The organism is Mojavia sp., from assembly GCF_059505145.1.
In genome coordinates, this window is the sequence record NZ_JCACKA010000018.1 from 73,139 (window position 1) to 86,938 (window position 13,800).

General features: G+C 41.5%; 9 protein-coding genes. 6 read left to right on the forward strand and 3 right to left on the reverse strand.

Annotation, left to right across the window (positions count from 1 at the left end; genetic code table 11):
- Positions 1-76: 76 nt before the first annotated feature.
- Positions 77-1,654, reverse strand: a complete 1,578-nt coding sequence (locus tag AC5JL8_RS01960) for a hypothetical protein (protein WP_495878093.1) — start codon at positions 1,652-1,654, stop codon at positions 77-79.
- A gap of 358 nt (positions 1,655-2,012) precedes the next feature.
- Here AC5JL8_RS01960 and AC5JL8_RS01965 point away from each other — a divergent pair, with 358 nt between their 5' ends.
- From AC5JL8_RS01965 to AC5JL8_RS01980, 4 genes are all read left to right on the forward strand, one after another.
- Entirely contained in the window at positions 2,013-3,488 is a 1,476-nt protein-coding gene (locus AC5JL8_RS01965; protein ID WP_495878094.1) for a FecR domain-containing protein, read from the forward strand.
- Positions 3,489-3,829: 341 nt separating this feature from the next.
- Entirely contained in the window at positions 3,830-5,209 is a 1,380-nt protein-coding gene (gene gor, locus AC5JL8_RS01970; RefSeq protein WP_495878095.1) for a glutathione-disulfide reductase, read from the forward strand.
- Positions 5,210-5,262: 53 nt separating this feature from the next.
- The gene (locus AC5JL8_RS01975; protein ID WP_495878096.1) at positions 5,263-5,901 is read left to right on the forward strand and encodes a YqiA/YcfP family alpha/beta fold hydrolase; all 639 of its coding nucleotides are present in this window, start codon (positions 5,263-5,265) and stop codon (positions 5,899-5,901) included.
- A gap of 91 nt (positions 5,902-5,992) precedes the next feature.
- Complete coding sequence (locus AC5JL8_RS01980) at positions 5,993-7,141, forward strand: histidinol-phosphate transaminase (RefSeq protein ID WP_495878097.1); 1,149 nt, start codon at positions 5,993-5,995, stop codon at positions 7,139-7,141.
- 8 nt (positions 7,142-7,149) lie between these two features.
- On the opposite strand, the gene AC5JL8_RS01985 is transcribed toward AC5JL8_RS01980, so the two are convergent.
- Together AC5JL8_RS01985 and AC5JL8_RS01990 are read right to left on the reverse strand one after the other, a co-directional pair.
- Positions 7,150-7,704 carry a hypothetical protein gene (locus tag AC5JL8_RS01985; protein ID WP_495878098.1) on the reverse strand — a complete coding sequence of 185 codons (555 nt, stop codon included), beginning with the start codon at positions 7,702-7,704 and terminating at the stop codon, positions 7,150-7,152.
- Positions 7,705-8,465: 761 nt separating this feature from the next.
- Complete coding sequence (locus AC5JL8_RS01990) at positions 8,466-9,131, reverse strand: GNAT family N-acetyltransferase (RefSeq protein WP_495878099.1); 666 nt, start codon at positions 9,129-9,131, stop codon at positions 8,466-8,468.
- 266 nt (positions 9,132-9,397) lie between these two features.
- Between AC5JL8_RS01990 and AC5JL8_RS01995 the strand changes: the two genes are divergently transcribed.
- Positions 9,398-9,547: a hypothetical protein gene (locus AC5JL8_RS01995; RefSeq protein WP_495878100.1), complete on the forward strand. Its 150-nt coding sequence runs from the start codon at positions 9,398-9,400 to the stop codon at positions 9,545-9,547.
- Between the two features lie 677 nt (positions 9,548-10,224).
- Complete coding sequence (locus AC5JL8_RS02000) at positions 10,225-13,755, forward strand: response regulator (protein WP_495878101.1); 3,531 nt, start codon at positions 10,225-10,227, stop codon at positions 13,753-13,755.
- Positions 13,756-13,800: the final 45 nt, after the last annotated feature.

Here is a 13,800-nt window from a genome sequence, read left to right on the forward strand (position 1 = left end):
ATTTTACGTTTAATTATGTCTTTATATTTATCATTTTTTAGAATCCATAACCAGGAGGAATGAAGAAAGACCCAATTCAAAATTGACCTAAATCCCAGTTGTAATTTACGCTGAAAAACCAACCATCAAAATCAATATTTGCTGCATTAGAACTGCCAAAGTTAAAACCACTCTGCAAATTAAAACTGCTGTAGTTGGATGTTCGATAAGTTAAATGACCAAATAAACGATGAAATTCGTCTTCTCGTAAGTCTTGGCGTTGCGTAAAGTTTGTCAAGTTTAACTGGTAATTAAGACCAACTTGAAGAGATTTTTGCCAATAGTAGCTTAAAGATAACCACAAAGAATTGATTATTCGATTACGGTTTTTTGGATCGGCAAAATTAAAGCTCAATTCATAGAAACTATCTAAAAAAAATTTGGAACTCAAAGGATCTCGCCGTCCCAAAGACAATCGTAGTGAATTCTCGTTCAAGAAGCGATCGCCTGCCTTAAAAAAATCACCGTTGTTCGCATAAAACAACAGTTGATTACTCCAGCTAATTTCGCCATACATTCGCCGTGATAGCTGCTGGTAAAGGCCGAGATTGAATCTTATCTGGTTGTAATTGTAGATTGATTGATCTACATAACGAATCAGGTTGCCATCAATTGACCCGTTTATATAAGTCTTAGGGCCTAATGGCAAATACGCAGAGGCTAAAGTCAGGCCATAAAACATTAAGCTATCCTCAATTGGGTCAACATCTGAGGAAAAAATGTTACTTGTATGAAAGTAGGCGACACGAGCTTGTAAGTAGCCTATAGGTTTAAACTGAGCCACAGGCTCTTCTATGAGTGGGGGGGACGGTTGTTCTAGTGATGGTGGTAATGTTCGTTGCCGTATCCGTAACCCTAGTTCTAGATTGCTTTGAGATTCAGGTTGTATCTGTGTTTTTTTTTGCAACAGCTGCCTCAGCATCTCTAGCCTTTGAGAGTAATCTATCTGAGGTCTTTCTAGTAGTCGCTCTATTGCCTCTGGTGAAGGTTTGGGAAAATTGTTAGGCTGTACTTCTAACTGTGGCGGGTTATTCTGCTGTTGAATCTTGTCAGGATTTTCTGTGATTGCTGGATTGGGTTCGGCAGTTGGTGGTTGTGGCTGTGTAACATCATCGGGCGGCGTCTGTGAGTACAAAATCCTCAAGCCAATAGAATTTTTACACCAGTTGTCTTTACAGTAGATAGTCGCTCTTGAGGCTTTAAAGACCGTTTCAGAAAAGGATAATTGCAATGGATGATTTGAACTTGGGTATGTGTCAAAACAACTTTCCCAGTTGCTAAATCTGTGAATGTCAATTTGCTTTGCAGGCGAGTTCCTCTGATTAAGCTTTGCACACTGCTGGTTTTTTTCTGTCTTTGCTAACTCTGATGACCGCAATAGCGATTCATAATTACTTGGATTTCCTTGATACTTTTGGTAGAACTGATGAGTTATCTGAGCGTTGGCTAAAAATGTGCTTTTTGATGCTAAATTATTCCCTAATCTCCGTTTAATTGACATCTCTACATCAGAATTTTCAGCCCATCCTTTATCTACACTAATGCAACACCAGGTTGTACCACTAGTAGTTAACAAAACTGCGAACAATAAATTTTTCCAGCTATTGGGTTGCATCTTTGATGGCGTTGATCGCGTTTGGCAAATGTAGATCCAAAAGCTGCCTCGGAAGTTGTAATTAAGAATTCCAAACTTCCGATTAACTCATCCCTGATTTTTGTCACTAATTTTAAGAGCAAGATTACAGACTACCATATATGGTATTTATACGTCTTTACCTGAAAAAGTTAGAGATATTAAATTTTATTGTTTATATATTGTGATAATCTATTAAACTTAGAAAAAACATGATAATATATGTGCCAATTTTATCAAATAGAATAGCTAAACTGAGGAAATATTAAAGATAAAGCACTTAAAAAAGTATAAACAATAACTGGTTTGGTAGTAGTTAAACTTGCCGAGTTTCCAAATTATGTTTCATAAATTGTTCCCACTTTTGATGATTGGTTTATGGGGAGTTATCGTGTTTCCTTTGCCAGAACAGGCAAGCGCAATTACTCCTCTAACGCGAGCTCAGATTCAGGATCTACGAAACTTGGTGCAGCTGATTCCCAGAAATAGCCAAAAGAAGCGTCCGGCACGCAAATTGGATGCAATGATTCCTGGTGATGGGTTGTCTACGGGCCGAGCTTCCCTTGCAGACTTACGCTTCAACGACGGTTCTTTGGCACGGGTTGGGGAACAGGCAGTATTTCAGTTTTTGCCTAAAACTCGAAATTTGAGACTATCCAACGGAACTGTGCTGCTGCTCATTCCCCCAGGTAGGGGACAAACACGGATACAAACGCCGAATGCAGCAGCAGCAATTCGCGGTTCAGCATTATTTGTACGCTACGACCAAAAAACAGATACCACAATTGTGGGTGCTTTGACAAATAGTGGCATTGAAGTTTCCAACAAAGAAGCTTCTCAACGTCAGCTGCTGGAAGCAGGGCAACTGATAATTATTATTAAAGGAAGATTTCAAGGTTTATATGATTTTGATTTAAGAAATTTTTATGAAACGAGCGATATTGTTCGCGGCCTTGATTTGACAAAGCAGAATCTTACACCCACACCTGATCCGGCGATCGCCAGCGTTCAAGCTGAAACTGCTGCATCTGTAGCTACACAGACGCCAATCAAAGGCGAGGGAGTAATTGAAAATCCATCATTTTTACAGCTAACTGCTAGTTCCTCAAATTTGCCTGACAACAACATTAATCAAGATGATTCCTCATTGCGCCCCATCAAAGAGAATCTTCTAGAAGACTCTTTTGTGGGCACAGGAGAAGTTCTGTTAAATGATCAACCAGAAACTGCTAATAATAACGGGACTATAAGGAATACTAATAATACTGGTGCTGATACTAGCCAAACTTCCACAAGTCCTCAAATTACTGTACCAACGCCCAGTGCAACGATAACACTACCAAAACCGGATAACGAACTACCGAAACCTATACCTACACCAGAGCTACCAAAACCGGATAACGAACTACCGAAACCTATACCTACACCAGAGCTACCAAAACCGGATAACGAACTACCGAAACCTATACCTACACCAGAGCTACCAAAACCGGATAACGAGCTACCGAAACCTATACCTACACCAGAGCTACCAAAACCGGATAACGAGCTACCGAAACCTATACCTACACCAGAGCTACCAAAACCGGATAACGAACTACCGAAACCTATACCTACACCGGAACTACCGAAACCGGATAACGAACTACCGAAACCTATACCTACACCGGAGCTACCAAAACCGGATAACGAACTACCGAAACCTATACCTACACCGGAGCTACCAAAACCGGATAACGAACTACCGAAACCTATACCTACACCGGAGCCAATACCCACACCCACACCAGAGCCACCAGAAAGACCAACTACTTAAAAATTCGTAACTGAGCAAACTGTAGCGATCGCTTTCTCAAACCCGTTTTTGATTACTAATGTGGCATTAGCTGGCACAACGACTTTCATCAAAGCACAAGTAACATTCATCTTGACGCCAAACTGACGCCAAAACCTCTGCTAACGCTAGATTAAATTAAGAGCAGGACTTATGCGGGGTTGCTAAATATCTTTTGTAGTTACAGCACTTTGGAATTAATTCAACCACTTGGTAGGGGCACAATTAAAAACTGTGGTTCAAATTAGTGAAAATAGCTGTAAATCAAACCTGCTGTATAAGTTTTCGGAAGCTCAATTGTTGCGAAAGAGACACACAAATTTATGACGTATGATTACGACCTATTTGTAATTGGTGCAGGTTCTGGAGGTTTGGCGGCTTCCAAACGAGCAGCTAGCTATGGGGCGAAAGTGGCGATCGCTGAAAACGATTTAGTTGGTGGTACTTGTGTGATTCGCGGTTGCGTTCCCAAAAAACTCATGGTTTACGGTTCTCACTTTCCGGCACTCTTCGATCATGCCGCAGGTTATGGCTGGAAAGTTAATAATGCAGAATTAGACTGGGAACATTTCATTACATCTATAGACAAGGAAGTCAGGCGGCTGTCGCAATTACATATCAGCCTTTTAGAAAAAGCGGGAGTAACATTGATTCCCGGTCGCGCCAGCTTGGTAGATCCCCACACTGTAGAAGTTGATGAACGCAAAATTACAGCCGACAAAATTTTAATTGCTGTTGGGGGGCGGCCTGTCAAACCAGATTTACCAGGTATGGAATATGCCATTACCTCTAATGAAATATTTCACCTCAAAGAACAACCAAAACATATCGCCATTATTGGTGCTGGTTACATAGGCTCGGAATTTGCCTCGATCATGCGCGGTTTAGGTTCCCAGGTGACGCAGATTATCCGCAAAGACCTAATTTTGAAAGGTTTTGACGAAGACATCCAAACTGGCATTCAAGAAGGAATGACAAACCACGGCATTAAATTTTTACAAAATACTGTAGTAACAGCAGTTGAGCCTGTACAGGAAGGATTGAAATTGTCTTTATCCGGGGAGCATGAAGAACCAGTGATTGCCGATGTGTTTTTAGTAGCAACTGGCCGGATACCTAATATAGATGGACTGGGTTTAGAAAATGCTGGGGTTGATGTTGTCCCCACTTCCGTTGAGGGGCCGGGATACAGCACTACGAATGCGATCGCTGTTAATGAATATAGTCAAACCAGCCAAACAAATATCTTTGCTGTCGGCGATGTTACTGATCGCTTAAATTTAACACCTGTAGCAATTGGTGAAGGTCGCGCCTTCGCTGATAGTGAATTTGGCAACAACCGCCGAGAATTTAGCCATGATACTGTACCTACAGCAATTTTTTCCAACCCAGAAGCCGCTACAGTGGGTTGGACGGAAGCAGAGGCACGTGCCAAACTTGGTGATGATGCAGTAACAATTTTTCGCACCCGCTTCCGTCCCATGTACTATAGTTTGACTGGTGCCCAAGAAAGAACGATGATGAAGTTGGTAGTGGATGCCAAAACCGACAAAGTTCTGGGTGCTCACATGGTAGGAGACAGTGCCGCTGAGATAATTCAAGGTGTGGCGATCGCTGTCAAAATGGGCGCAACCAAAAAAGACTTTGATGCCACTGTTGGCATACATCCCTCAGCCGCGGAAGAATTCGTCACGATGCGGTAAATTTTGTACAGACGCTACAGCGTCTGTACTTAAAATACTGGTTTAATTGAATTTTGAATTACTTTATCTACTTGCACGGCTTTGCTTCTAGTCCTAATTCTGTCAAAGCACGGTACATAGGCGATCGCTTTACCGAAGTTCAGACAGACATAAAAGTTCCTGATCTGAATACAGGTGATTTTTCTCACCTAACTATCACTCGTCAAATAACTCAAGTGATTACAGAATTTCCTGATGATTCTGCACCAGTAACACTCATAGGCTCAAGTTTAGGCGGTTTGACAGCTGCTCACTTAGGACAGAAACACCCACAAGTACAACGTCTAGTCTTACTAGCACCAGCTTTTGGGTTTTTATCCCATTGGTTACCTAAGCTTGGGGATAAAGAAGTGCAGCGTTGGCAACAAGAAAAATATCTCATGGTTTACCACTATGGGGAAGGGCGAGAACTTCCCTTATGTTACGATTTCGTTACAGATGCAACTCAATACCAAGAACAGCAGTTGCAACGCTCGATCCCTACCCTAATTTTGCATGGAATCAAAGATGAAGTTATTCCGATTGAAGCCAGTCGTGACTTTGCGCGTTCCCATCCTTGGGTAGATTTAATAGAACTTGACAGCGATCACGCATTAGGGAATGTCATGGAAGAAATATGGCAAGCAATTCATCTCTTCTGTCAGTTACCTTGAAGCTATAAAATATGAAATTCTCATATAACGAATGTCCTTAGTCATTTATCCTGTGTCTATTACCAATGATTAATGACTAACGACTAACATTATGCTTCCCTTCATCCGATCAGATTTAGCCCAATTTACAGCTTACAAACCTCATCCCAGCAGCGATACAGCCGAAGCAGTAGCAACACAGTTTGATCGGCTGGATACGAATGAAAGCCCCTATGATTTGCCACCAGAGTTAAAAGAAAAGCTGGCTTGGACTTATCAGCAAGTAACTGAAACAAATCGTTATCCCGATGGTGGACATGAGACACTCAAAGAAGCGATCGCCCAATACGTAAATGAGTCAGCGAACCTCTCGCCATCTAGTATTACTGCTGCCAATATTTCTGTGGGTAATGGTTCAGATGAGCTCATCCGCTCTTTATTAATCGCCACCTGTCTAGGAGCAGAAGGCTCAATTCTCGTTGCCAATCCGACTTTTTCAATGTATGCAGTTTTGGCACAAACTTTGGGCATTCCCGTAGTAGAGGTTGGTAGAAGTGAAATAAATTTTGAAATCGATTTACAAGCAGCACAATCTGCTATGGAACAAACTCAAAATCCCCCGATTAGAGCTGTTTTCGTAGTGCATCCCAATTCTCCCACCGCTAATTGTTTAACTGCGGCAGAGTTAGCATGGCTGAGAAGTCTGAGCGAACAAATTCTGGTAGTAATTGATGAAGCTTACTTTGAATTTAGCCAGACTACCCTAGTCGGAGAATTACTCCAACGACCCAACTGGGTAGTACTACGCACTTTTTCTAAAGCTTTTCGTTTGGCGGCTGTTCGTGTTGGCTATTGCATAGCTCATCCAGAAGCGATCGCCATTTTAGAAAAAGTCCGTTTACCCTACAATCTTCCCAGTTTCTCAATAGCTGCGGCATTAGTTGCTTTGCAAAACCATAAACTTTTGCTTGAGTCAATTTCTCAAACACTCATTGAACGAGACAAGCTTATTCAAGCTTTATCGCAACATCCAGCCTTAGAAGTCACAGAAAGTGCAGCTAACTTTATTTACCTGCGTCTTAAACCCAATGGATCTTCGCCCCAAGACGCTACTTTAAAAAGTCTGAATCAGAAACTTAAAAACTCCGGCACTCTTGTACGGCTTCTTAGCGGAGGATTGCGAATTACTGTAGGTACGACAGAGGAAAATGTCCGTACCCTAAATCGGCTACAAGCTGCTTTGGCAAGTTTTGAATCTTAACACTTAACTCAGTAATTAAATCTGCCATGAACCTCGCTGCCCAAACGACGAACTACGCCCACTGTTTGTGGCAGCACACCCACTAAAAGCGCAAAAGCGACATCTGGTAAATGAGCTACCATTTCTGGTGGAAAGTATTGTTCAAATTGATCAAGAATCTTCTGGACTCGTTGCTGAGGTACTGGGTTTTCTGTAATTTGTTTAATTAAACGAATCCATTGTCGCCTAATTAGGTAAGCTTTCTGGCGTTCCTCATAAGATTCGGAAGTTAATAAAGACAGATTCCCTATAGGTATTGCCTTTTGGCAATCACAATCGTAATCCCCGCCCACCGCAGCTCCAGGCCCAGCAAACTCTGCATGGTAGCGTTTAAACAGAATTAAACCATTTCGCCTACGGCTATTGATAATGAAAACCTTTCCCGTGTGCAGAAGTGTGAGGATATCCGAGCCATGCGATTGCTCAGTTCCATCTGGCATGACAACATTGTCAAGAAAACTGGTGTCAGGATAATAGGTTGATACCATAGCAATCTGATAGCGTCGGCGCTGTTCGCTATCCATGTTTTTTAAATTTGCGAATAATTGGGTAGTTATGTACTCAAAGCTGCGACTTGCTGTTAAACCAATTGAGATTTTTGATTTTTCTTATTATCAAGAATTTTATGGTCAATTAACTAAATTAGGAATAAATAAACATTGTTCCTGAATTAAGTAATCATATTTTATGAGATTTAACTGGTTTTGTCTTCCACGAGAGCCTTTTTTTTTTAAAGTTTTTATAAAGATGAATATATTAAATACAAAGTTATTATAAGGAATTGCCCTTGCTCAAATTGCAATTATATTTGCTATTTACATTGTCATTGTTTTGTTCAAACTTTAAAATACTAATGTAACAAATTATGAAATAGCAAAAATTACTAAAGTTTCAGACCTAGCGGCTACGTTCATTTAGCCGTAAACTCCGCACCTAAAGGGTGACGTTTACCGTTAACTGAACTGTATTGCATTTCAACCTACTTTTGCAATTAGCTAAACAAGGAATTACCCAGATATATTTAAATATCGTCAGTTATGCCTAATGTTTGTCGAGCATAAGCGTCATTTTCAAAATGTTATTTTTTCCTATACTAATATTTTTAAATCGAAAATAACAAATTCTAAGTTGTTGTGGTTACCTATTTGGTCAAACTCAAGACTATCCACAAGTTGTAGTAATCTTGGGTAAGATACCGCCACATAATATAAACGCTAATTTTCCTAGTGGCAGGTTGTTCACTAAGATGGTTATTTTGTAAAGATTAATATATTTACAATAATTTTCAGCTAATTGAATTAGTCCGTAGATACTTGTGCAACAGTATCTGACGTGAGTGTCTTGCGATAAATGTATTCCAATTAGATTCAACTTTATGTATCTGATATCCCAGCTTGAAATAAAGCTGCCGTGCCTGATGGTTATTTTCTAAAACATGGAGGTATAAGTCTTGAAATCCCCACTCTTGGGAGACTTTTTCACAGCTTGTAAGTAACCCTGAGGCTACACCATGCCTACGGTATTGAGGGCGGACAGCTAAATTAGACAGGTACGGAAAACTTCTGCCAGTCTGTGTCCAGGAATCACTAAAACGTACACCTAGTTCTACAGTTCCTACTAAGTCATTAGCCGCACCCGAAGTCGTGTCAACAGCAACTAAACAAACGTGATGAGGCGCAGATGATGCCATGCGGTGCTTCAAGTCTTCGTAAATACCCAAACGTAGCAACGGAAAAGCCCATCCCCACATACCATTTTGGGAGTGAAAGCTTTCAGCAATGATTTGGGCAACACTATTGAGATCGGCAGGTGTTGCAGGACGGATTTGGAGTTGACGCTCAGATGAATCAGCGGCAACTTTGACCGGCTCTTGGTGATATGGGTGAAAAAACCAGGATGTCAAGGCTAGTTTAGTATTGATTTCATTCAAAGAAAATTTTCTCAAAAGCATCCTATGTTGCCGTATCTGATGCTAACTTACCCTTTGTACAGAATAGATAATGCTTCTTGCTGCTTGAGTTAATTGTTTTACACCACTTTATATAGATGATATAGATGACCTGATTGATTTTTCAAGGTAATAACATACTCTTCACACTTTTGAATAATGCATTGACAGGTTACTTACTCTAGGTGGTTGAACATCAGGAGGACAAAAGAGTATGCCATCAATTGATTCCATTGAGTTATAAGCTCTGAACTTGAGAGATACGCGCTATGGCTCAATTCATAATTTGTATAATTTATGACATTATGCTATATCTGATGAGCAATGCCGTACAAGGAGCCGTTGATCGCGTTGGTAAAAAAGATGACCTGAAATGTTCGTTAATTGATCTCACTTATTGGCAAGCCCAATGTTTTTGATGTTGATAGTGAACTCCTGATGTACTTTATCGGTTTGTTAACGAAAGTGTAGATATTCGTAGAAGTTATAGCTCTGGCATAACTTAAATATCTACATAAGCTGTTTGGAGTTACAAGGACTGATTTTAGGCTGACTGGGTATTGGACGACTTTTCCCCAACTAGGGAAACACTGGCACTTGTTTTACTGAAAGTTCTGATTGCTAAATAGGAAAGAAGCATTTGTCTAATAGTATACTTTGGCTTTAAATTTTATTGTTGTAATATATCTAACTCTACCATGAGTACGATAAATAAAATTTACCTACAAGTGTTAGTGCAACTGCTGCAACGGGAAAACTTAATATGCAGCTACAGATGGCTTTTTCAGCCAGCCTTGAGTGCTGTATGTATATAGTATTGGACAATTCTCGCCGGAGGAGAAGGAAGATTTGGCAAGCAAGTATCAACTTTGTAACACTAAAACTGAATATGAAAGCAATTGCCTTGCATCAGAGCGAATGGCAATCGTTACAAGCCATTGAGGCGAATTACTGTGAGTAAATACTTTTACACTCAGCACTCATGTAGCCAAACAGCCTTATTGGTTAAAATGCTCTGCTCTTACCTGACTCAGAAACATCCTTACCTGATCAGATTATTCTTTATCCAACTGCCGTTGCAGCAGGAAAGCGGTGCATGAAATCCCAAGCAAACAGTAAGCCTAAAATTTTAGTTGTCGATGATGAGCCAGACAACCTTGACTTGCTTTACCGCACCTTCTATCGCGATTACAAGGTGCTGAGGGCAACCTCTGGCCCTGCGGCATTGGATCTGCTGGCGCAAGAGGGAGAGGTCTCAGTGATCATCTCTGATCAGCGGATGCCGATAATGAGCGGTACAGAATTTTTGAGCCTGACAGCGACTCAATATCCAGATATTATTCGGATTATTTTAACTGGCTACACTGATGTCGAAGACTTAGTGGAAGCAATCAACGCTGGTAAGGTATTCAAATATGTTACCAAGCCATGGGAAGCAGAAGAACTCAAAGCAGTGGTACGCCAGGCCTTGGATACTCACAATGTCCTTAAAGCCCGTACCCGTGAACTGACCCGCACACTCCGTCAGGAATCACTGCTAAATACTGTCACTAATACAATTCGTAGCGCTTTAGACTATCGGCAAATTTTACAAGCAATTGTCGATACAGTGGGTCATATGTTGGAGGTGGATGTCTGTCTCTTACGTCCCTTCCAAGATGAGCAGTTGGTAGATGAAGGATTTATTTACCAAAAGGCTCCTCAAAAGGCAGCAGAGGAGCAAGCAGATAATTCTTCTGCTTTGTCTGTCGGTTCCTTTGCCTCTCAACCTCTTTTGGCTGAGACAGTGTGGGAAACCCGCGAAGTACAAGTGATTCATAATGTGGCAGATGATGAACGTATCCAGGGCGATACTCCTGAACTGCGACAACGTAACACAGCTTTTGTTGCAGCTAACATTTGCTCCAGCTTAGTTGTGCCGCTGATTTGTCAACAAGAACTGATGGCAGTGCTAGCGCTGCACCAGTGCTTCCAACCTCGCATTTGGAGGGATGAAGAAGTGCAACTGGTGTTAATGGTAGCGGATCAGGCGGCCCTTGCTTTATCTCAAGCTTATACTTACGAACAAGTACGTGCTCTTGCTAAACGAGAAGCTCTAATTAATACAATTACTACGGCAATTCGCTCTAGTCTAGATCCTGAAGAAATATTTGCGGCTATTACCGAGCAACTAGGGCAAGCCTTACAAGTAGATGGCTGCGTTCTTTCTTTATGGACAGAGGAAGATGAGTTTGTCCACTGTGTAGGGCTGTATGATAGCGGTAAAAATTCAAACGATATTATTAAGCTAGCTCAAGGTCAATTATTAAGTAGTAGTAATCACAAATTAAAACAACAACTACCCGATTCTCAAGCACCAATCCAAGGAAATCCGATCCTACAAGAAATCTTACGCACGCAGGAACCAGTAGTAATTGCTGATATGAGCAATTGTCCTGCGGAAATCAAGGGGTTTGATTTGCCTTTGAAAATGCCAGCGCGATCGCTCATGGTTGTTCCGTTACTAGCTGATGGCAAATGCATCGGTAGTATCACCTTGCGTGAAGGTAGCAAATCACGTCGATGGTTATCATCTGAGATTGATCTAGCTAAATCTGTAGCAGCTCAAGCAGCGATCGCCGTACAGCAATCACGCTTGTACCAAACAACTCGCGATCAAGCTGAACGCTTGCTGCAATTAGACAAACAAAAAACTGAATTTTTTCAAAACATCTCCCATGAATTCCGCACTCCTATTACCTTAATTCAAGGGCCTTTAGAGTCAGCAGTAAGTATTGGTGAGGGATTGTCTTACGCCCAAAGTGCGATCGCCTTACGTAACTCCCGCCGCCTGCTCCGACTGGTAAATCAATTACTGGATCTACAACGCTTAGATGCTGGAAGGATGCAGCCTAGTTTCCGTCCTTGCGATTTGGTCGAGTTTGTCAGCCAAATAGTTGAGTCATTTCGCCCCTACTGTGAGAAAAAGGAACTCCATCTAGTAACTGAGTTTGGCGAATGCCCTCAAGTATATTTAGATATGGAAAAATTTGACAAAGTGGTTTACAACCTGCTGTCAAATGCCATGAAGTTTACTCCAGAAGGTGGCACAATCAGTGTCAGGCTGCAATCTGAAGCAGATCGTTGTATATTGCAAGTACAAGACACAGGCATTGGCATTGTTAAAGAACAAATCTCCCACTTATTTGAGCGCTTCCGTCAAGCTGAAGGCTCGGAAAACCGTTCCTATGAAGGTAGTGGTTTGGGTTTGGCTTTAGTCAAAGAACTGGTAGAACTGCATGGTGGTCAAGTAACTGTAGAATCAGTTTACGGGGAAGGTACTACCTTTACTTTATGGCTTGTGTCTGGAAATACTCACTTACCCACACAGCAAGTGCAAGAAACACCTTGTGAACTGAACACAAGCCGCGCTAGTGTGGAATTAGCTGATTTGGAACTAGTAGAGCCAACAATAGATAACATCGAAAGCCTTACCAAAGACTTATCACCGAGTTCTGACACTCAGGACTCTCAAGGACAAAGTAATGGTAATCCTGTAAAAACTGGACACTTAATTCTGGTTGTAGATGACAACCCAGATTTGCGAACCTATGTATCTGATATAATTCGTAGCAATGGCTATCAAGTCCAGACAGCCCGTAACGGTGCTGAAGGCTTTAAATTAGCTCAGGAAATTTTACCCAGCTTGATTGTCACTGACTTAATGATGCCCTTGGTGACGGGACTGGAAATGATTCGGATGATCCGCAATGAAGATAAATTGAAAGGAACACCAATCATTCTACTCACAGCAAAAGTTGATGAGGAAACCCGTATTGAAGGCACAGAACATGGTGCGGATGCTTATCTAGCCAAACCGTTTAATGACCGGGAACTTCTGGCGGAAGTAAGGAATCTCTTAGCCTTGAAAGAAAATGAACGACGGGTTGTGGAGTTAAATACTTACCTGACAGAATCAGTACTAAAGCGCTTTTTGCCACCTGTATTGGTAAAAAAAGCCGCAATGGGAGATTTGACGCTAGATTTAAGACCGGAACCGCGCTTGATTACAGTTTTGTTTAGTGACATAGTTGGCTTTACCCAGCTAGCAAATACTCTTAGATCCCGACGAGTGGCAGAGTTGCTGAATGAGTATTTAGAAGCTATGACCAAGACTGTGTTTGACAATGGCGGCACTGTGGATAAATTTATGGGAGATGCTATTTTAGCTTTATATGGAGCGCCAGAAGAATTAACACCAAATGAACAGGTGCGTCGTGCCATCAATACAGCAAGAGCAATGCACCGCTCACTTAACCAGTTGAACCAGCGTTGGAAAGACCAAGGTATATTCGACCCTAGCGGACATGCTGGCGTAAGGTTTCGTTGTGGTATTCACCAAGGTACGGCAGTTGTGGGAATGTTTGGTAGCGCCGAACGTGCTGACTACACAGCGATTGGGCCAAGTGTGAATATTGCCGCCAGGTTGCAATCTGCCGCTATTCCCGGTACTATTTTGGTTTCTGCTGCTGTAGCAGACTATTTACAGGATGAAGAAATTACTAAAGTTAGTCCCCTAGAACTTAAAGGAGTAGATGAAACAGTTTTGACCTTTGCTGTGTCATCAGAGATAATGGCTAATCGCTAAAAAATAAATGGATTTTGAAGCAGTAGTGGTGAGTAAAAGCACCGA

What these genes read in the sequence shown, in the direction of transcription:
- AC5JL8_RS01985 (WP_495878098.1), bottom strand. Translation starts at nt 7,704, where the DNA reads ATGGATAGCGAACAGCGCCGACGCTATCAGATTGCTATGGTATCAACC.
- gor (WP_495878095.1), top strand. Translation starts at nt 3,830, where the DNA reads ATGACGTATGATTACGACCTATTTGTAATTGGTGCAGGTTCTGGAGGT.
- AC5JL8_RS02000 (WP_495878101.1), top strand. Translation starts at nt 10,225, where the DNA reads ATGAAATCCCAAGCAAACAGTAAGCCTAAAATTTTAGTTGTCGATGAT.
- AC5JL8_RS01990 (WP_495878099.1), bottom strand. Translation starts at nt 9,131, where the DNA reads ATGCTTTTGAGAAAATTTTCTTTGAATGAAATCAATACTAAACTAGCC.
- AC5JL8_RS01960 (WP_495878093.1), bottom strand. Translation starts at nt 1,654, where the DNA reads ATGCAACCCAATAGCTGGAAAAATTTATTGTTCGCAGTTTTGTTAACT.
- AC5JL8_RS01965 (WP_495878094.1), top strand. Translation starts at nt 2,013, where the DNA reads ATGTTTCATAAATTGTTCCCACTTTTGATGATTGGTTTATGGGGAGTT.
- AC5JL8_RS01980 (WP_495878097.1), top strand. Translation starts at nt 5,993, where the DNA reads ATGCTTCCCTTCATCCGATCAGATTTAGCCCAATTTACAGCTTACAAA.
- AC5JL8_RS01995 (WP_495878100.1), top strand. Translation starts at nt 9,398, where the DNA reads ATGGCTCAATTCATAATTTGTATAATTTATGACATTATGCTATATCTG.